Below are 18,231 nucleotides of genomic sequence, written 5' to 3'. Positions count from 1 at the left end.
ACTACAAACTCCTTTGCGATAATCCTTGCAAAATCAGGTCGATATGACAGGTTACCGTCTGGTTAATCAGTTCGGTCTTTTCTTCATCGAACGCGCTCCAGCCGGTACGTAACAGAATCGTTTCTTTGCCGAGACGAAACGCCAGAATCTCGCCAAGTAATGCATGGGTATGGAGGATCATACGGGTATCGTTGGCATCACAACCGGTCCAGGCGGCGATCAGACGCGTAAGATGGCTGTGTAACGGGCTAATCACCTGTTCGTGCACCAGATGGTAGGCCGCCGTAGGAGAGAGCTGCTCACGGGAGATAAACTTACTGAGGTTGACGGTGTCATCCTGGGTGAGCAGCTTAATCATGTTCCTGCAGGCGCGAAGGATCAGTTCACGGATAGCTGCGCGATCAGGCTGTGGTTGTGCGAACAAGCGTTCGGCTTCTTCGGCGTGCGGACGGAACTGCTCGCCAATAAAATCGGCAATCCACTGGGCGCAGGCGAGATATAAATCTTCTTTCGAACCGAAGTAATAGGTAATAGCAGCGATATTCTGCCCGGCCAGGGCGGCGATATCGCGGGTGGTGGCGTTCATTCCATACTCACCAAACTGCGCCAGTGCAGCAGCAATCAGCTGCTTTTTCGCCTGTTCACCTTTGGTTGTCATGGCAGGACTATTCATAGCACAGCCCATTCTTAATCAAATGATTGATTAAGATTATGACTCATTTTTCGCGTTGTCCAGTATGGCTAAGAATTTGAGCAACGTCAGTCACAGGGATAATTTATGCGCTGCGTCACAAAAACTGCTACACTCCGCTCCCTCATGACATTGTGGTTTTTGTCATTTTCCTTTTCAGTATCTCCCTGAAAACTACACCGGTAACGGTCGGGGCGGTTCGGAGTAGTTATGTCTTTCGATTCTTTGGGTTTAAGCCCTGATATCCTGCGCGCCGTTGCCGAGCAAGGTTACCGTGAACCCACCCCTATTCAGCAGCAGGCGATCCCTGCGGTGCTGGAAGGTCGCGACCTGATGGCCAGTGCCCAGACCGGCACCGGCAAAACAGCGGGCTTTACGCTGCCGCTGTTGCAACACCTGATTTCCCGCGAGCCGCACGCCAAAGGGCGTCGTCCGGTGCGCGCGCTCATTCTTACCCCGACCCGTGAACTGGCGGCGCAGATTGGTGAAAACGTCCGTGATTACAGCAAATACCTGAACATTCGTTCGCTGGTGGTGTTTGGTGGCGTCAGCATTAACCCGCAGATGATGAAGCTGCGTGGCGGTGTTGATGTGCTGGTGGCAACGCCGGGGCGTTTGCTGGATCTGGAACACCAGAACGCGGTGAAACTGGATCAGATAGAGATCCTCGTCCTTGATGAAGCTGACCGTATGCTCGATATGGGCTTTATCCACGATATTCGTCGTGTGTTAACAAAACTGCCCGCGAAGCGCCAGAACCTGCTGTTCTCCGCGACTTTCTCTGACGATATTAAAGCTCTGGCGGAAAAACTGTTGCACAACCCGCTGGAAATCGAAGTGGCACGCCGCAATACCGCGTCTGAGCAGGTAACCCAGCACGTTCACTTTGTTGATAAGAAACGCAAACGGGAATTGCTGTCACACATGATTGGTAAAGGCAACTGGCAGCAGGTGCTGGTGTTTACCCGTACCAAACATGGCGCTAATCATCTTGCTGAACAATTAAATAAAGATGGTATTCGCAGTGCGGCGATCCACGGTAATAAATCGCAAGGTGCGCGTACCCGTGCATTGGCCGATTTTAAATCTGGTGATATTCGTGTACTGGTGGCAACTGATATCGCCGCGCGTGGCCTGGATATCGAAGAGTTGCCACACGTCGTCAACTATGAGCTGCCAAACGTACCGGAAGATTATGTCCACCGTATCGGGCGTACCGGTCGTGCCGCCGCCACCGGCGAAGCGTTATCGCTGGTGTGTGTTGATGAGCACAAACTGCTGCGTGATATTGAAAAACTGCTGAAAAAAGAGATCCCGCGCATTGCAATTCCGGGCTATGAGCCGGACCCGTCAATCAAAGCCGAACCGATCCAGAATGGTCGCCAGCAACGCAGTGGCGGCGGTCGTGGGCAAGGTGGTGGTCGCGGTCAACAGCAGCCACGCCGCGCTGAAGGTGGAGCGAAGTCTGGTAACGCGAAACCCGCAGAAAAACCATCTCGTCGTCTCGGCGATGCCAAACCGGCAGGCGAACAACAACGTCGCCGCCGTCCGCGTAAACCTGCCGCTGCGCAATAATCTTTTATGCCGGGCTATGCCCGGCATAAGATTGCTGACAATGATGTTTCTCCCGATGCGGGAAATCCCCACATCCGGAAAACGTTATTGCGAGCCGCTTTCCAGAAACAGAAAAACCATTACCCCTGAAAACCGAAAAATGCCACAATATTGGCTGTTTATACAGTATTTCAGGTTTTCTCATGGCATTAACCGCCGCGCTTAAAGCGCAAATTGCCGCCTGGTATAAGGCGCTTCAGGAACAGATCCCCGACTTTATTCCCCGTGCGCCGCAGCGGCAGATGATTGCGGACGTCGCCAAAACGCTGGCCGGAGAAGAAGGGCGGCATCTGGCGATTGAAGCACCCACCGGCGTTGGGAAAACGCTCTCCTATTTGATTCCTGGCATCGCCATTGCCCGCGAAGAGCAAAAAACGCTGGTGGTCAGTACCGCCAACGTGGCGTTGCAGGATCAGATCTACAGCAAAGATTTACCTTTGCTGAAAAAGATCATTCCCGATCTCAAATTTACCGCCGCTTTCGGGCGTGGGCGCTACGTTTGCCCGCGTAACCTGACGGCGCTCGCCAGCACTGAACCCACGCAACAGGATCTGCTCGCTTTTCTTGACGACGAACTGACGCCTAATAATCAGGAAGAGCAAAAACGCTGTGCAAAGCTGAAGGGCGATCTCGACACTTATAAATGGGATGGCCTGCGCGATCATACGGATATCGCTATTGATGACGATCTCTGGCGCCGTTTGAGTACCGACAAAGCCAGTTGCCTAAACCGCAACTGTTACTACTACCGCGAATGCCCGTTTTTTGTGGCTCGTCGGGAGATTCAGGAAGCGGAAGTGGTGGTGGCAAACCATGCGCTGGTGATGGCGGCGATGGAAAGCGAAGCGGTATTGCCAGACCCGAAAAACTTGCTGCTGGTGCTGGATGAAGGGCATCACCTGCCGGACGTGGCGCGGGATGCGCTGGAGATGAGCGCCGAAATCACCGCGCCCTGGTATCGGCTGCAACTTGACTTGTTCATGAAACTGGTCGCCACCTGCATGGAGCAGTTTCGCCCGAAGACGATCCCGCCGCTGGCAATCCCTGAACGTTTGAATGCGCATTGTGAAGAGTTGTATGAGCTTATCGCCTCTTTAAACAACATTCTCAATCTCTATATGCCTGCCGGGCAGGAGGCTGAGCACCGGTTTGCGATGGGCGAACTGCCTGATGAAGTGCTGGAGATCTGCCAGCGGCTGGCGAAACTGACAGAGATGTTGCGTGGTCTGGCAGAACTATTCCTTAACGATTTAAGCGAGAAAACCGGCAGCCATGACATTGTGCGCCTGCATCGGCTTATTTTGCAGATGAACCGCGCGCTGGGGATGTTTGAGGCGCAAAGCAAACTCTGGCGGCTGGCCTCGCTGGCGCAATCTTCCGGTGCGCCAGTGACCAAATGGGCGACGCGGGAAGAGCGTGACGGGCAGCTACATCTCTGGTTTCACTGCGTGGGGATCCGCGTCAGCGATCAGCTGGAAAGGCTGCTGTGGCGCAGCATTCCGCACATTATTGTCACTTCCGCGACCTTGCGTTCGTTGAACAGTTTTTCGCGTTTGCAGGAGATGAGCGGGCTGAAAGAAAAAGCGGGCGATCGCTTCGTGGCGCTGGATTCACCGTTCAACCACTGTGAGCAGGGCAAAATTGTTATTCCCCGGATGCGCGTTGAGCCTTCTATCGACAGCGAAGAGCAGCATATTGCCGAAATGGCCGCTTTTTTCCGTGAGCAGGTGGAGAGCAAAAAGCATCTCGGCATGTTGGTGCTGTTTGCCAGCGGACGGGCGATGCAGAGGTTTCTCGACTATGTGACGGATTTACGTCTGATGCTGTTAGTGCAGGGCGATCAGCCGCGCTACCGCTTAGTTGAACTGCATCGCAAACGCGTCGCTAACGGTGAACGCAGTGTACTGGTAGGTTTACAGTCATTTGCCGAAGGGCTTGATTTGAAAGGCGATCTGCTCAGCCAGGTGCATATCCATAAAATCGCCTTTCCGCCTATCGACAGTCCAGTGGTGATTACCGAAGGCGAATGGCTAAAAAGTCTTAACCGCTACCCGTTTGAGGTGCAAAGCCTGCCGAGTGCTTCGTTTAATCTGATTCAGCAGGTTGGGCGTCTTATTCGAAGCCACAGTTGCTGGGGCGAGGTGGTTATCTACGACAAACGCTTGTTGACCAAAAATTATGGCAAGCGACTACTGGACGCATTACCGGTATTTCCGATAGAGCAACCGGAAGTCCCTGAAGGTATAGTTAAAAAGAAAGAAAAAGCGAAATCCCCACGCCGTCGGCGGCGTTAATGATGTGAGTCAGGTAAGGAGTCGTAAATGGACTATCGCAAAATCATCAAAGAGATCGGGCGCGGAAAAAACCACGCGCGCGATCTGGATCAGGATACGGCGCGCGGTCTGTATGCCCATATGCTCAATGGCGAAGTGCCTGACCTTGAGTTGGGTGGTGTATTGATTGCACTGCGTATCAAAGGGGAAGGGGAAGCAGAGATGCTCGGCTTTTACGAAGCCATGCAAAATCACACCATCAAGCTAACGCCCCCCGCCGGCAAGCCGATGCCGATTGTCATCCCCAGTTACAACGGTGCGCGTAAACAGGCCAACCTGACACCGTTGCTGGCGATTCTGCTGCATAAACTCGGTTTTCCGGTGGTGGTTCACGGCGTGAGTGAAGATCCGACTCGCGTGCTGACCGAAACCATTTTTCAACTGATGGGGATTGCGCCAACGCTACATGCCGGACAAGCACAGGCGAAGCTTGACGAGCACCAGCCGGTATTTATGCCCGTAGGCGCGTTTTGCCCGCCGCTGGAAAAACAACTGGCAATGCGCTGGCGGATGGGCGTGCGTAACAGTGCGCATACCCTGGCGAAACTGGCGACACCGTTTGTCGAAGGTGAGGCACTGCGTCTTTCCAGCGTCTCGCATCCGGAATACATCGGGCGAGTCGCGAAATTCTTTAGCGATATTGGCGGACGGGCGCTGTTAATGCACGGCACCGAAGGCGAAGTCTATGCTAATCCGCAACGCTGCCCGCAAATAAATCTTATTGACCGCGAAGGGATGCGGGTGCTGTATGAAAAACAGGACACTGCTGGCAACGAGCTACTGCCACAAGCAAAAGACCCGGAAACCACGGCGAAGTGGATTGAGCGTTGCCTGGCAGGCAACGAACCAATTCCTGAGTCACTGAACATCCAGATGGCTTGCTGTCTGGCGGCGGCGGGCGAAGTGGCAACCATTAGCGATGGTCTGGCGCGCATTAAACAATCCTTTTAATTTCTTCCTCAGCCGGATGATGACTGTCATCCGGTCTTTACTCCACTGCACCATGAAAGTGCAGCATCTTTATTGACCTTCCCGTGTGCGGCGCGCAGCATAAAAAAACAACAGGCATATAACATAAACAGGAGTTAACCATGGAAAGTGGTCATCGCTTTGATGCCCGGACGCTGCACAACTTTGTCCTGACTGTGTTTCGTCAGATGGGTAGCGAGGAACAGGAAGCAAAATTAGTAGCAGATCATTTAATCGCAGCAAATCTGGCAGGACATGATTCACATGGTATTGGCATGATCCCGAATTATGTGCGTTCCTGGCAGCAGGGCTATTTGCAGATCAACCATCACGCCAAAATTGTCAAAGATGCGGGGGCTGTGGTCACGCTTGATGGCGATCGTGCATGTGGTCAGGTCGCTGCATATGAGGCCATGGCTCTGGGGATTGAAAAAGCACGTCACCACGGCATTGCTGCCGTGGCGCTGCGTAACTCACATCATATCGGGCGCATTGGTTATTGGGCGGAACAGTGCGCGGCGGCGGGTTTTGTCTCTATCCACTTTGTCAGTGTGGTAGGGAGTAAGGCTGTCGCGCCGTTCCGTGGTCGTGACAGTCGCTTTGGCACAAATCCGTTCTGCGTGGTCTTTCCCCGAAAAGATAATTTCCCGCTGTTGCTTGATTACGCCACCAGCACCATTGCGTTTGGTAAAGCGCGTGTGGCCTGGCATAAAGGCGTGCCTGTACCACCTGGTTGCCTGATCGACGTTAATGGCGTGCCAACGACCGATCCGGCAGTCATGCTGGAGTCACCGTTAGGAGCGTTGCTGGCCTTTGCTGAACATAAAGGTTATGCCCTGGCAGTGATGTGCGAAATTCTCGGTGGTGCACTTTCTGGCGGCAAAACTACTTATCAGGAAACATTGCAGCACAGCCCCGATGCCGGTTTTAACTGCATGACGACCATTATCATTAACCCGGAGCTGTTCGGTGCGCCAGATTGTGCAACGCAGTCCGAAGCCTTTGCCGAGTGGGTGAAAGCCTCGCCGCATGATGACGATAAACCGATTTTGCTGCCGGGTGAGTGGGAAGTGAACACGCGTCGCGAACGGCAGGAGATGGGGATCCCGTTGGATGCCGGAAGCTGGCAGGCAATTTGCGACGCAGCGCGGCAGATTGGTATATCAGAAGAGACGTTGCAGGCTTTCTGCCAGCAATCAGTCAGCTAAAAAAAGCCCGTCCAGTGACGGACGGGCAAACAAGGGTAACATAGGATCAATGAGGGTTGGAGCACATGCGTCTGTCGGCAAACAGACAGGGAAATACTTGTGCTGGACGTAGCGTAAACGCCTGATCCGTCCAACGGTTCGGATTTTGTAGGCCTGATAAGACGCGGTAGCGTCGCATCAGGCATCTGTTGCCGGATGCGGCGTAAACGCCTTATCCGTCCTACGAATTACTTATAAATTACCGCAGTACCGCTTAATTTATTGTTGTTGGTGGCGGAAGTAATGCTGTATCCACTAGCACCGGCTGCTGCCGCTTTCTCAGCCAGTTTTGCTTCCAGGGCATCGAGGGTGGATGCGCCATCGGCAGAAACCACGCCGATTTTATTCATGTTCTGTGCCTGGGATGCTGTTATCGGTTCCGCCGCGAACACGCCAAATGACAGAGTTGAAAGAGCCATAGCAGCAACAACAGTATTGATAGTTTTCATAATTAATCTCTCGCAGGTGATTTTTGTATAAGTGACGTTGTTTCGTCGATGTGATGAGTATCACGTTTTTTTACGAGAGATAAAATCGAAGAGAATTGACCGCCTTGTTCAAATAAATTGATTGATATCTAACATACTGATAAACCATTTATTTGTTGTACTTATGGACTTGTTTTATGCAGCGTGGCAGTCACAGCAGCGTTAAAGGCACGGAATGCCACGCAAAATACAAATTATACTCGCTATGCATCTCGCCAGTTGTAGTTAACGTAACTGGCTGTCTTTCGAATCTCTGCGATTATATCCTGTATAATCTGGTTTTTGTAAATCTTTCTCCTGCTGACAATGAATGCATAAGCGCACGCCAGGAATGGCTTCCCGACGGGCTTGCGGGATGGGGGCACCGCACTCTTCACATTCATACAGGCTTTCGCCACGCGAAATTTCACCCCGAGCGCGGGCAATCGCATCTTCAATTGTACTGTTGATCTGTTCGTTGACGGCGTCATCGTTAGCCCAACCGGATGCCATATCGTCCTCCCCATATCAATGCTTGTACAGTTAAGTGTAGCTAATCCAGGGACGAACCTGGGCAGTTCAAGCGTCAGATCTCCGACCATTCCCGCAGCAGATTATGATAAAGATTGAGTAGCGACAGGATCTCTTCTCCTTCGCCGTAGCGGCTTTTGAGTGACTGAATATTGTTGTCCAGTTCGAACAGCATGGCGCGCTTTTTATCATCGCGGATCATTGATTGTATCCACATAAATGATGCCACCCGTACGCCGTGCGTTACGGGGGTCACACAGTGCAGGCTGCTGGAGGGATACAACACCAGATCGCCAGCCGGGAGTTTTACCCGATGTTGCCCGAAGGTGTCATTGACGACCAGTTCGCCGCCTTCGTAACTTTGCGGATCGCTCAAAAATAGCGTGGCGGAAAGATCGGTGCGCATCCAGCCGTTTTGTGGATGACTGCGTACTGCGCCATCCACATGAAAACCATAGGTTTCATTGTTCCGATAGCGATTAAACAGCGGCGTGGAAATGGTACGCGGCAAGGCAGCGGCAAAGAACAAAGCATGTTGATTAACCGCGTTCAGCACTTCATTTTGTAATGCGGCATATAACGCGCTGCGGGTGTCTACCTGTTGATTATTCTTGACCTGCGCGCCTTGTGCACCGGTGGTGACGCGTCCATCAATCCATTCGGCTTGTTCCAGTTGTGCACGAAAGCGGGCGACGTCTTGTGGCGATAACACGCCGGGAATGTGGTACATCATATAAGTTCTCCAAAAAATGGGGCTTTCACCCCACATCTGAATCAGAAATGCATATTGGCGGTGAGCAGGAAAGTTCTTGGCTCGCCCGGGTGATAACGGTAGCCGCTCTTGTTGATTGAGGCGACGTAATCGGTATCAAACAGGTTGTAGACGTTTAGCTGGAAGTCGAGATTGCGATTAACCCGATACCCCAGTTTGGCGTCGGCGACCCAGTAACCTTCGGTAAACGCTGGCGTTCCCACCGCGCCGTCTGAACCTTTATGCATACTGCCGATATAGCGTGCGCCCGCGCCAACAGAGATATCATCGGTTGCCTGATATTGGCTCCATAAGGTGAAGGCGTGCTCCGGGGTATACGGCAGCGATGAGGAACCATCCTGGGCAACATCTTTGCCGTTTTTGATGGTTGCTTTTTGCTGGGTATAGCCGCCAATCACCTGCCACGCGGGAGTGATATTCCCGGCCACGGATATCTCATAGCCTTCGACGCGTTTCTTACCGTATTGCGAATAAGTCCCGTCATCATTTTGCTCAACTTCATTTTCGATATCAGTACGGAACAGCGCGGCGGTGAGCAACAGGCGTTTATCCAAAACCTGCCATTTGGTGCCAATCTCACTGGTGTTGGCTTTTTGCGGTTTGAAGTCGGTGCGGCTGGCGCTGTTACCGCTGCCAGACTGCGCAAGGGCGAAGTTGTTGCCGCCCGGCGGCTGCTGGGAAACGGCATAGTTAATATAGACATTGCCGTTTTCCGTCAGGTGATACAGCGCCCCGGCTTTCCAGTTCACCAGATTGCCCGACTTGGCGGTGTCGACGGTGGTGACCGGAGAACCTTTCGCTACGCCATCAGGGCAGGTGATGGCACCGCGTCCGCTGCCGCCGCAGGCGGTGGCACTGTCATATTCAGTATGATAATTGTCCAGCCGAACTCCGCCGTTTAGCTCAAAATCACGGGTGATTTGCAGCGTATCGAAGGCATAAATCGCGAAGGTATCCGTCTGACCATTAGCGTTTGCGCCATTGCGCGTCAGGCCGCCAGGATGAATGCTACTGTCAGGATGATAAATATTCACCGCCGGTAACGTCACCGGATTAACGCCGTAGTTGGTCTGCGTTTCGCGGGTAAATTCCACGCCGGTACTGACGTCATGACCAATTGAACCGGTATAAAATGCCGATGTCAGGTTAGTCTGGTTGGTGAGGATTTTATTGCTTACATCTTTGGTATTCGCCGTGCGTGACCATGTCCAGCTATCCACATTGCTGGTGGGCTGGGTAATATTTGACGCCCCTCCCATAATCGCCGTCATCAGATAATCCTGCTTCACGCGCGACCAACGTGTGGTATTGCGAATCGTGGTGTTATCGCTGATGTCGTGCTCAAAACGCATGGTGGCAGTATCGGTGGTCGAATCGTCGTAATCGGAATCCGTACCATAAAAGTTATGCGTATCAACTTTTCCGGAATGATTCAGCGCCGCCGTACCCGCAGAAGGTGCGGAATAGCCCGGTAAACCAATGGTCGGAATGCCGCCGTCTGGCGTATTGTGCTGGGTAACGTGTAAATAGTTGAGATACAAACGATTCGATGTACCAAGACCAAATGCCACGGAAGGGGCGACGCCATAACGCTCATTTTTGACTTTATCGCGCCCGGCATCGTGCGTTTTTTCGCCCATCATATTAAGACGTACCGCAGTGGTATCGCCAATGACCTGATTAACGTCCAGAGTGCCGCGACGGAACCAGGCGCTGCCAATACTGGCGGAGGCGTCAATGCCGGAATCATTGCGCGGCTGTTTGCTGATCATATTGATCGAGCCTGTCGGTGCGCTGCGCCCGTAGTCGGTGCCGGACGGCCCTTTAATCACTTCGACCTGCTCGGTATTGAAGGTGTCGCGCGAGACGCTGCCAATATCGCGAATGCCATCAATATAAATGCTGTTAGAGGTATCGGCGCCGCGCATATAAATAGCGTCGCCAGTGGTGGAGTTACCGTTCTCACCAGCAAAAAACGCACCCACGCCGGGAACGTTTTTGAGCGCGTCGGTAAGGTTGGTTGCGCCCTGATCTTTAATCACTTGTTCAGAAATCACCGTCATCGTGCGGGTAGTATCCGCTACCGGACGCGAGAATTTCGGATCGGCAGATTGTTGTGGCGCATAAAGCGAAGGCGTTGATGCTTCGACAACCAGCGTGTCATCCGCGTTAGTTTGCCCTTCGGCGGCGAGTGCCTGAGCCACAGGCGTGATGCCAATACAAAGACCGGCAAAGAACGTGAGCGAATGAAATTGTCTGGCAGGGAAATTGCGATTGTTTTCCATTTTTGCAGGTGACTTTTTCTTATATGTTGAAATTTTCACTGTCACGAGAAAGCATCTCTGCGGATGCGATGCCACTGTTAATCCCGTAAAAGTGTTCGTGCAAGTGATAATAATTTTGATAAGCATTATCACTTGGCGCGATTTTCTATCACCCATTGCACGAAAAAGAAATACATTTATTTACATTGTGTTCATATTTGATGTTTTTTGATTACAAATTGGGCGAAAACTGCATCCAGAGGTGAATGCAGTTGCGTTGGTGGGGTTATTTGTAGATGGTTGCAGTACCGAACATCTGGTCATTTCCGCCTGCGGAATTAATGACATAACCTTTCGCGCCTTGTTCGCGCGCTTTTTCTGCCAGTTTATCCTCCAGATCGCTTAGGTTAGATGCGCCGGTCGCCGAAACGGTTCCGGCGGGTCGTAGTTGACCGCTGTCCTGGTTACTCAGTGGTTGCGCGGCATAAGCCGTGAAGGTGATTCCGCTCAGGACGGTGGCAATCAGTAGTGCGAGGCACTTTTTCATAATGACATCCTCATAAATACAACGAGTAGTGCATGATAAGTGTAGGTCTCCTGTGCGATGGAAATGACGCAAAAAATTGACAGAGATGTGCTTATTTTTTGAACAAAATAATTTTACAAAACCAGACAAATCAATGACATGAAGAACACTGATTTTTATGATGAATTGATAAAAAATGAAGTCGGGTTAAGGTTTTGAAGCATGTTAAACGCAGCCAGATATTTACCCTGCTGCGTTATGCGGGTATCTTACGCCGCTGCTTAAAGGAGAATGCTATGTCCGCCCAGAAACCGGGGTTACACCCGCGCAATCGTCATCACAGTCGCTACGATCTCGCCACGCTTTGTCAGGTGAATCCTGAACTGGCGCAATTCCTTACGCTTACCCCTGCCGGTGAGCAAAGCGTTGACTTCGCCAATCCGCTGGCAGTGAAGGCGCTCAACAAGGCGCTGTTGGCACATTTTTATGCTGTGGCGAGCTGGGATATCCCTGACGGTTTTCTCTGCCCACCAGTGCCGGGGCGGGCAGATTATATTCATCATCTTGCCGATTTACTGGCTGAGGCAAGCGGAACAATTCCAGCCAATGCCAGTATTCTGGATATCGGTGTTGGTGCGAATTGTATTTATCCGCTGATTGGTGTGCATGAATATGGCTGGCGTTTTACCGGTACAGAAACTAACAGCCAGGCGTTAAGCAGTGCGCAGGCGATCATCAGCGCCAATCCGGGTCTTAACCGCGCTATCCGTCTGCGTCGGCAAAAGGATACCGGCGCCATTTTTAACGGCATCATCCACAAAAACGAGCAATACGACGCAACCTTGTGCAACCCGCCGTTCCATGACTCCGCAGCAGCAGCGCGTGCAGGCAGCGAGCGCAAACGGCGTAACCTGGGGCTGGACAGAGATAACGCGCTGAACTTTGGTGGTCAACAGCAGGAATTGTGGTGTGAAGGCGGCGAAGTGGCCTTTATCAAAAAGATGATTGAAGAGAGTAAAGGCTTCGCAAAGCAGGTGATGTGGTTTACCTCGCTGGTATCTCGTGGCGAAAACTTACCGCCTTTGTATCGTGCACTGACGGATGTTGGTGCGGTGAAAGTGGTCAAAAAAGAGATGGCCCAGGGGCAAAAGCAGAGTCGCTTTATTGCCTGGACCTTTATGAACGACGAACAGCGCCGTCGTTTTGTCAATCGCCAGCGTTAAAGCGTTGGCTCCCCCGATGGCAGTGGTGCTACCGGGGGCGTTCCCGGTGCAGGCAGCACCTGATAAGTTTGCACCGGCGCGCGAACACCCGCCAGGTCGAAATGCTTTTTCACCTGGCTGTCGAGGGCAAAGCGTACCGTCCACTGTTTGAGTGGCAGTGTGGTGAACGAAACACGCAACGTAAACGCGGTATTGCTTAAGCCGACAATGCCGGCAAAGTTCGGTTCACCAATAATCAGCCCGCGAATTTCTTCATTTTCCATCAATTCCGCTACCGCATCTTTCAGTGCCTGATTGGCTTTATCAGCATCTTCATGACGATCGACATCATAATTTGCGACCACCGAACCAATGCCACGGACGAAGTTAGCAAAGGTGGTTATCGAAGACCACGGAATAATGTGATATGCCCCGGTATCCTGACGCACGCCCACGGAGCGAATCGACATTCGTTCCACCGTGCCGGTCAACGGCCCGATGGTAACCAAATCTCCAGTGTTCATGCCGTTTTCAAACTGAATGAACACGCCGGTAATAATATCTTTTACCAGCGTTTGCGAACCAAACGAGATAGCCAGGCCTAATGCCCCGGCACCTGCCAGCAGTGGCGCGATATTGACGCCGATTTCCGACAACACAATCATGATGGTGATGGTACTGATGATTACCGCCAGCGCATTACGGAACAGCGTCAGCAGGGTGCGCGTGCGGGCGCTGGGCAGCGGGCGGCCATGAATATCCGAAGCCAGCCGGTTTTCGATCAAACTGGCGAGCACTGTCCAGCCAACCGCCGAGAAGAAAAGGATGAGCGCGATACGGATCAGGATATCCACGGTTTTCTGCCCCGCGCCGTTTTGCAGCCAGTTCCAGAAATCGAACAGCCCCCAGGCGCTGAGTAGCAGCATCACTGCCACGCATACCGTCAGAATACGCGCCGTTTTCAGCGCCGCTGATAGCCAGCCGTTCAGCCGTTTTTGCAGCTCCGGATAGTTACGCTGAGTATGTGGCGAGAGGGTGATGGTCTTCGCCAGCCAGCGGGAAAACATACCGGAAACAAACGCTGCGATACCAATAATCGCCAGGCTGCGCACCGTTGCACCCATCATAAATTTCAGGCTGTTGCCCGGATCGAACAACGAAAAGAAAAACAGCACAATAAAATAGGCGCTTGCCAGCCAGTGCCACACCAGCGCAAAAGCGCGAATAAACAGGCTGAAGAATGCCAGCGAGTGCTCCGCGAAGTTGAGCAGATGCTGGGTGATCTCTTTTTTATTACGAAAGATCAGATACAGCGCCCAGACGGTCATGCACAGCATGATTATCACGTTGGCGAGCGCCCCGATTTGCACATTCACCTGATTAGAGATAATTGGCACTGCCACAATCAGTCCATAACCAATCAGACTGCTTAACCAGCTAAGGCGGCGGCACCAGTAGCGGGCGCTTTCATCCTGAATATTGAACGGGCGCAGCTCTGCCACGTTCGGGCAGAAAATCAGGCGTAAAACAGCTTTGAAAAACTCAATCAGAGCGAAAGCATTGAGAAACAGGCTTTGTTGAAAAGCAATGGTTTTACTACCGGCGTTCAGGTTGTCGCTTAATACCTGGCCGACAAATAACGTCAGTGCCAGCAACAGCAAATCGATAATAAACGCCCCGATAATCATCGCCGGAAGCTGTAACCAGTTGCTGCGCTCACGGTTTTTTTGCCGCGCCCACTGACCCATTTTGCGATATAACGGCAGCGCGCACAGGCGAATCAGCCAGTAAAAGCCAAACACCAGCACCGCTAGCATTGAAAAATGGGTCAGCGCGTTGTTGAAGGTTTGCGGGTTAAAGGGTTTATGCGGGGAGCCAGTGATATTACGGTAAAGTTGCCCGAAGCGCGCGGAGAGTGCTTCGCCATAATGGCGGCTGATTTCAGTCACCTTTTGCAGCACGGTTTGCTCTTCAACCAGCGTCGGCGGTACGATTTTCGGTACGGGGTCTGTGGGGGGCGTGGCGGCAACGGTGCGTAGCTGGTCGATCAACTCTTTGCGCGAGGTGTCATTATCCAGCACGTCCGCCAGTGCGCCATAGGCCGCTTTTTTTTGTTCGATATCCGGTTCTGAAACCGGTTCAGAGGTTGAATCTGTTGTTGCTGTGGTTGTTACGCCGGGTATGGACACCGCGTGGGCAGGTGCGCCCAGCAGGCAGATGAGGATGAACAGGATCCACCGCATGACTCCTCCAGTGAGAAAATAAAGCAAAAAGATAAGTATAGATGCTGGGGGAGGGGCGATTTGAAATGAGAGGAATCTGGTGTGCCTCCCTTTCAGGGGAAAGGGAGGCTGAGAAGTTAAGAGACGTGCTGTAAAAATTCCTGCAAACGCTGGCTCGGCGGGTTCTTGATCAACACCTGCGGATCGCCATCTTCCGCAATCCGGCCTTTATCAATAAAGATTAGACGTGAAGCCACTTTCTCAGCAAAACCGATTTCGTGGGTCACGATCACCATCGTCATCCCTTCTTCAGCCAGATCCTGCATAACCTTCAGCACTTCATGGCGCAGTTCAGGATCGAGAGCGGAAGTCGGTTCATCGAACAGCATCATTTTCGGCTTCACTGCCAGCGCACGGGCAATCGCCACACGCTGTTGCTGACCACCAGAAAGTTCGGAAGGGTAGTGATGCGCGCGTTCTGCCAGACCAACTTTCGCCAGCAACTCACGTGCCAGTTTTTCTGCCTCTTCTTTGTTTGCGCCACGCACGCGTAGAGGGCCAAACATCACGTTTTCCAGCGCCGTCAGATGCGGGAAGAGGTAAAACTGCTGGAACACCATGCCCGCTTCCTGGCGAATCAGACGCTCGTCAACTTTCGGATCGTTAACCTTCAGACCATCAACAATCAGATCGCCAGAGGTAATTTCTTCCAGTTTGTTGATGCAGCGTAGCAGGGTTGATTTACCGGAACCTGATGGCCCGATGATCACCACCACTTCACCCTGGGCAATGTTCAAATCGATATTGTGCAGCACCTGGGTTGGCCCAAAATGCTTGGAGACGTTTTTAAATTCAATCACAGGATTTTCATCCTTCTTTCCAGACGACGCAGAATAAAGCTCAGCACCAGGGTAATCATCAGATAGAACACCGCCACGGCGCTCCAGATCTCAAGGGCGCGGAAGTTGCCGGCAATAATTTCTTGCCCCTGACGAGTCAGTTCCGCCACGCCGATAACAATAAACAGCGAGGTGTCTTTAATGCTGATGATCCACTGGTTGCCCAGCGGCGGCAGCATACGGCGCAGTGCCAGCGGTAAAATGACGTAGCGAATGGTTTCCCAACGTGAAAGACCAAGTGCCAGCCCGGCTTCACGGAAACCTTTGTGGATTGACAGCACTGCGCCACGCGTGATTTCCGCAATGTACGCGCCGGAGTTGATCATGATGGTGACCACCGCCGCAGTAAACGGGTCGATGCGTAAGTCGTTAAACGCCATCGGCAGGGCGAAGTAGATAAACATCACCTGGACGACGATAGGTGTGCCGCGAATCACTTCAATAAAGACTAGCGCGACGTGGTTGGCTATCCAACCGCCAAAGGTGCGTGCAAAACCTGCCGCCAGTCCGATCACCAGACCGCCAGCCAGACCGAGGATCGAAATCCACAGGGTCATTTTGGCGCCTTCAATCAGAATCGGAATGGCAGGCCAGATGGCACTCCAGTCAAACTGCATATGTTGTTCCTGTTACCGTGGTGTAAATAATCAAATTCAGGGTAATTAATGGCGTTGGAGCAGGCTTGTGCCCCTCACCCTAACCCTCTCCCCAGAGGGGAGAGGGGACTGTCCGTGCGCTTTACAGGCGTGGTGTTATTATTTCGGTTCAGTACCGAACCACTTTTTGTAGATTTCGTTGTAAGTTCCGTTTTCGCGCAGAGTTTTCAACGCGCCGTTAACTTTGTCACGCAGCTCGTCGCTACCTTTCGGGAAAGCAATACCGTATTGCTGTGCTTCCAGAGAGTCACCCACCGCTTTAAACTGGCCGTTACCAGCGGTTTTGATGAAGTAAAGAATGTTTGGTGTATCGTGCAGGACGGCGTCTGCGCGGTTAGTACCCAGTTCCATATAGGCGTTATCGATGTTCGGGAACTGTCGCAGATCTTTGGTTTTGATGTTCGTCTTCGCGTAATCAACGGAGCCAGTGCCGCTCTTCACTGCAACCACTTTACCGTCGAGATCTTTCACGCTTTTCACATCGTTGTTGTTCGCTTTCACCATCACTAACAGACCGCTTTTGTAGTAGCCGTCAGAGAAATCGATCGCTTTTTTACGCTCGTCGGTGATAGTGATGCCCGCCAGCGCCAGATCGACGTTTTTGGTTTGCAGCGCCGGAATGATACCGCTGAAATCCATCGGTTTCAGCTCGTAATCCAGCTTCAGTTCTTTGGCGATTGCCGCCCACAGATCGACATCAAAGCCCACGTATTTGTCGCCCTGTTTAAATTCAAACGGAACGAAAGCGGTATCTGTCGCGACAACTAATTTTTTATCTGCGGCATGGGAAGAAACCGCAAAAGCCAGGGTCAGTGCTGCCAGTGAAACTTTTAATACAGACTTCATAGCATTTCCTTTTTTCTATCCACGGGACGATCCCCTGCGTAACATTTACCTATATGAAAAAATCGTGCCAGTTTTGCAACTCGTTGATTTTTCGAGAGGCGATAAAAATGCATTGCACGATTTATGAGGCAACACCGTTAGATTGCACCATTATGGGGCGCCAAAGTGGTGCGCTAAAATAGTGCAGTCAACACAATGATTATTTAGCGTAAATCCTGATGAAAAAACAATCTTTATGTAACGATTGTGTGATGATGTTGATACAAAAAGTTTACTTTATCAGGCTGGAAGGGCAATGGGATGCACTAAAAAAGTGCGTAGAGACAGGGCATCAAAAAAAACGGCCCCTTTCAGGAAGCCGCTTTTATTGTTTGTTAACGTTTTGAACCATCAGCGGTGGTGTTATTCGATGTTAGATTCGATAAACCACAGGAATTTATCCAGGTCGCGGGAGGCGGCGGTCAGGATATCTGCAGTATCATCATCTTTTGCTTCACCAATGGCTTTACGTACATCATTGGCGACAATTGCATAACGATCCGCCAGCTCTTTCAGGTGATCCTGAACGTTGTGGATGTCCAGCGGGTAGCTTTTCAGCGGTGTTTTGCTATTGATAACTTGAGTGGTGCCAAGGGCAACGCCGCCCAGTTGTACCGCGCGTTCAGCCATGGTATCCAGATGATCGATCAGAGCGGTACGGAAGCCATCCAGCATTTCATGTACGGCAATGAAGTTAGCGCCGCGCATATTCCAGTGTGCCTGTTTGGTAATCAACGAAAGATCAATAAACTGGATAACCTGACGATTCAGCAACTCTACTGTCGCTTTTTTCTCGCTGTCAGAGACATCGTTGCGGGTATAAAGCAGATTGGTCGCTTTTGATTTAACTAATTTAGCGGTACTCATAATTTCATATCCTCTTGATGTTATGTCCCAGTAATTAACGAGACTAAGTATAGCACCGGCTATGTGTTCCGCTATTCTGGCTGTTC

At 51.8% G+C, this 18,231-nt stretch carries 17 protein-coding genes; 6 read left to right on the top strand and 11 right to left on the bottom strand.

All coding sequences use genetic code 11. The annotated features are described in order from the left end of the window. Position 1: 1 nt before the first annotated feature. Positions 2-673: a DNA-binding transcriptional regulator CecR gene (gene cecR / locus LG381_RS19130; RefSeq protein ID WP_225762784.1), complete on the bottom strand. Its 672-nt coding sequence runs from the start codon at positions 671-673 to the stop codon at positions 2-4. Between the two features lie 228 nt (positions 674-901). Between cecR and rhlE the strand changes: the two genes are divergently transcribed. The 5 genes from rhlE (at position 902) to ybiE (ending at position 6,940) form a co-directional block, all read left to right on the top strand. Continuing rightward, positions 902-2,266, top strand: a complete 1,365-nt coding sequence (rhlE, locus tag LG381_RS19125; protein ID WP_225762783.1) for an ATP-dependent RNA helicase RhlE — start codon at positions 902-904, stop codon at positions 2,264-2,266. A 182-nt stretch (positions 2,267-2,448) separates the two neighbouring features. Next, a complete protein-coding gene (gene dinG, locus LG381_RS19120) occupies positions 2,449-4,599 on the top strand; it encodes an ATP-dependent DNA helicase DinG (RefSeq protein ID WP_225762782.1) in 2,151 nt (716 codons plus the stop codon). Positions 4,600-4,626: 27 nt separating this feature from the next. Then, a complete protein-coding gene (gene ybiB / locus LG381_RS19115; protein WP_225762781.1) occupies positions 4,627-5,589 on the top strand; it encodes a DNA-binding protein YbiB in 963 nt (320 codons plus the stop codon). Positions 5,590-5,729: 140 nt separating this feature from the next. After that, positions 5,730-6,815 (top strand): malate/lactate/ureidoglycolate dehydrogenase, encoded by a 1,086-nt coding sequence (locus tag LG381_RS19110; RefSeq protein ID WP_085460544.1) that lies wholly within the window; start codon positions 5,730-5,732, stop codon positions 6,813-6,815. Between the two features lie 65 nt (positions 6,816-6,880). Then, positions 6,881-6,940: a protein YbiE gene (gene ybiE, locus LG381_RS19105; RefSeq protein WP_211180490.1), complete on the top strand. Its 60-nt coding sequence runs from the start codon at positions 6,881-6,883 to the stop codon at positions 6,938-6,940. 102 nt (positions 6,941-7,042) lie between these two features. Here the strand turns inward: ybiE and ybiJ are convergent, their stop codons facing one another. From ybiJ to mcbA, 5 genes are all read right to left on the bottom strand, one after another. After that, on the bottom strand, positions 7,043-7,303 hold the full coding sequence (gene ybiJ / locus LG381_RS19100) for a DUF1471 family protein YbiJ (protein WP_000849298.1): 261 nt from the start codon (positions 7,301-7,303) through the stop codon (positions 7,043-7,045). 264 nt (positions 7,304-7,567) lie between these two features. Beyond that, positions 7,568-7,834: a C4-type zinc finger protein YbiI gene (gene ybiI, locus LG381_RS19095; protein ID WP_225762780.1), complete on the bottom strand. Its 267-nt coding sequence runs from the start codon at positions 7,832-7,834 to the stop codon at positions 7,568-7,570. A gap of 73 nt (positions 7,835-7,907) precedes the next feature. Then, positions 7,908-8,585 (bottom strand): PKHD-type hydroxylase YbiX, encoded by a 678-nt coding sequence (gene ybiX, locus LG381_RS19090; RefSeq protein WP_032225015.1) that lies wholly within the window; start codon positions 8,583-8,585, stop codon positions 7,908-7,910. Positions 8,586-8,626: 41 nt separating this feature from the next. Continuing rightward, the gene (locus tag LG381_RS19085) at positions 8,627-10,909 is read right to left on the bottom strand and encodes a catecholate siderophore receptor Fiu (protein WP_225762779.1); all 2,283 of its coding nucleotides are present in this window, start codon (positions 10,907-10,909) and stop codon (positions 8,627-8,629) included. A 265-nt stretch (positions 10,910-11,174) separates the two neighbouring features. Next, positions 11,175-11,435 (bottom strand): DUF1471 family periplasmic protein McbA, encoded by a 261-nt coding sequence (gene mcbA / locus LG381_RS19080; RefSeq protein ID WP_010347475.1) that lies wholly within the window; start codon positions 11,433-11,435, stop codon positions 11,175-11,177. 275 nt (positions 11,436-11,710) lie between these two features. On the opposite strand from mcbA, the gene rlmF reads away from it, so the two are divergent. Continuing rightward, positions 11,711-12,637 carry a 23S rRNA (adenine(1618)-N(6))-methyltransferase RlmF gene (gene rlmF / locus LG381_RS19075; RefSeq protein WP_010354760.1) on the top strand — a complete coding sequence of 309 codons (927 nt, stop codon included), beginning with the start codon at positions 11,711-11,713 and terminating at the stop codon, positions 12,635-12,637. Here the strand turns inward: rlmF and ybiO are convergent. From ybiO to dps, 5 genes are all read right to left on the bottom strand, one after another. Next, positions 12,634-14,859, bottom strand: a complete 2,226-nt coding sequence (ybiO, locus tag LG381_RS19070) for a mechanosensitive channel protein (protein ID WP_001267280.1) — start codon at positions 14,857-14,859, stop codon at positions 12,634-12,636. The genes rlmF and ybiO overlap by 4 nt on opposite strands. A 116-nt stretch (positions 14,860-14,975) precedes the next feature. Beyond that, complete coding sequence (gene glnQ, locus LG381_RS19065) at positions 14,976-15,698, bottom strand: glutamine ABC transporter ATP-binding protein GlnQ (protein ID WP_000569080.1); 723 nt, start codon at positions 15,696-15,698, stop codon at positions 14,976-14,978. Further along, complete coding sequence (glnP, locus tag LG381_RS19060) at positions 15,695-16,354, bottom strand: glutamine ABC transporter permease GlnP (protein WP_225762778.1); 660 nt, start codon at positions 16,352-16,354, stop codon at positions 15,695-15,697. The genes glnQ and glnP overlap by 4 nt, the downstream gene beginning before the upstream one ends. A gap of 138 nt (positions 16,355-16,492) precedes the next feature. Next, the gene (gene glnH, locus LG381_RS19055; RefSeq protein WP_000843874.1) at positions 16,493-17,239 is read right to left on the bottom strand and encodes a glutamine ABC transporter substrate-binding protein GlnH; all 747 of its coding nucleotides are present in this window, start codon (positions 17,237-17,239) and stop codon (positions 16,493-16,495) included. Positions 17,240-17,641: 402 nt separating this feature from the next. After that, the gene (dps, locus tag LG381_RS19050; protein ID WP_000100800.1) at positions 17,642-18,145 is read right to left on the bottom strand and encodes a DNA starvation/stationary phase protection protein Dps; all 504 of its coding nucleotides are present in this window, start codon (positions 18,143-18,145) and stop codon (positions 17,642-17,644) included. Positions 18,146-18,231 lie beyond the last annotated feature (86 nt).

This window comes from Escherichia sp. Marseille-Q3837, from assembly GCF_916618735.1.
GTDB classification, from domain to species: domain Bacteria; phylum Pseudomonadota; class Gammaproteobacteria; order Enterobacterales; family Enterobacteriaceae; genus Escherichia; species Escherichia ruysiae.
This window is presented reverse-complemented; position numbering and strand designations above follow the sequence as displayed.

Coding starts and splice junctions, on each gene's coding strand:
- rlmF (WP_010354760.1), top strand. CDS start 11,711: ATGTCCGCCCAGAAACCGGGGTTACACCCGCGCAATCGTCATCACAGT.
- ybiX (WP_032225015.1), bottom strand. CDS start 8,585: ATGATGTACCACATTCCCGGCGTGTTATCGCCACAAGACGTCGCCCGC.
- cecR (WP_225762784.1), bottom strand. CDS start 673: ATGAATAGTCCTGCCATGACAACCAAAGGTGAACAGGCGAAAAAGCAG.
- LG381_RS19085 (WP_225762779.1), bottom strand. CDS start 10,909: ATGGAAAACAATCGCAATTTCCCTGCCAGACAATTTCATTCGCTCACG.
- ybiJ (WP_000849298.1), bottom strand. CDS start 7,303: ATGAAAACTATCAATACTGTTGTTGCTGCTATGGCTCTTTCAACTCTG.
- rhlE (WP_225762783.1), top strand. CDS start 902: ATGTCTTTCGATTCTTTGGGTTTAAGCCCTGATATCCTGCGCGCCGTT.
- ybiO (WP_001267280.1), bottom strand. CDS start 14,859: ATGCGGTGGATCCTGTTCATCCTCATCTGCCTGCTGGGCGCACCTGCC.
- glnP (WP_225762778.1), bottom strand. CDS start 16,354: ATGCAGTTTGACTGGAGTGCCATCTGGCCTGCCATTCCGATTCTGATT.
- dps (WP_000100800.1), bottom strand. CDS start 18,145: ATGAGTACCGCTAAATTAGTTAAATCAAAAGCGACCAATCTGCTTTAT.
- dinG (WP_225762782.1), top strand. CDS start 2,449: ATGGCATTAACCGCCGCGCTTAAAGCGCAAATTGCCGCCTGGTATAAG.
- ybiI (WP_225762780.1), bottom strand. CDS start 7,834: ATGGCATCCGGTTGGGCTAACGATGACGCCGTCAACGAACAGATCAAC.
- LG381_RS19110 (WP_085460544.1), top strand. CDS start 5,730: ATGGAAAGTGGTCATCGCTTTGATGCCCGGACGCTGCACAACTTTGTC.
- ybiB (WP_225762781.1), top strand. CDS start 4,627: ATGGACTATCGCAAAATCATCAAAGAGATCGGGCGCGGAAAAAACCAC.
- mcbA (WP_010347475.1), bottom strand. CDS start 11,435: ATGAAAAAGTGCCTCGCACTACTGATTGCCACCGTCCTGAGCGGAATC.
- glnH (WP_000843874.1), bottom strand. CDS start 17,239: ATGAAGTCTGTATTAAAAGTTTCACTGGCAGCACTGACCCTGGCTTTT.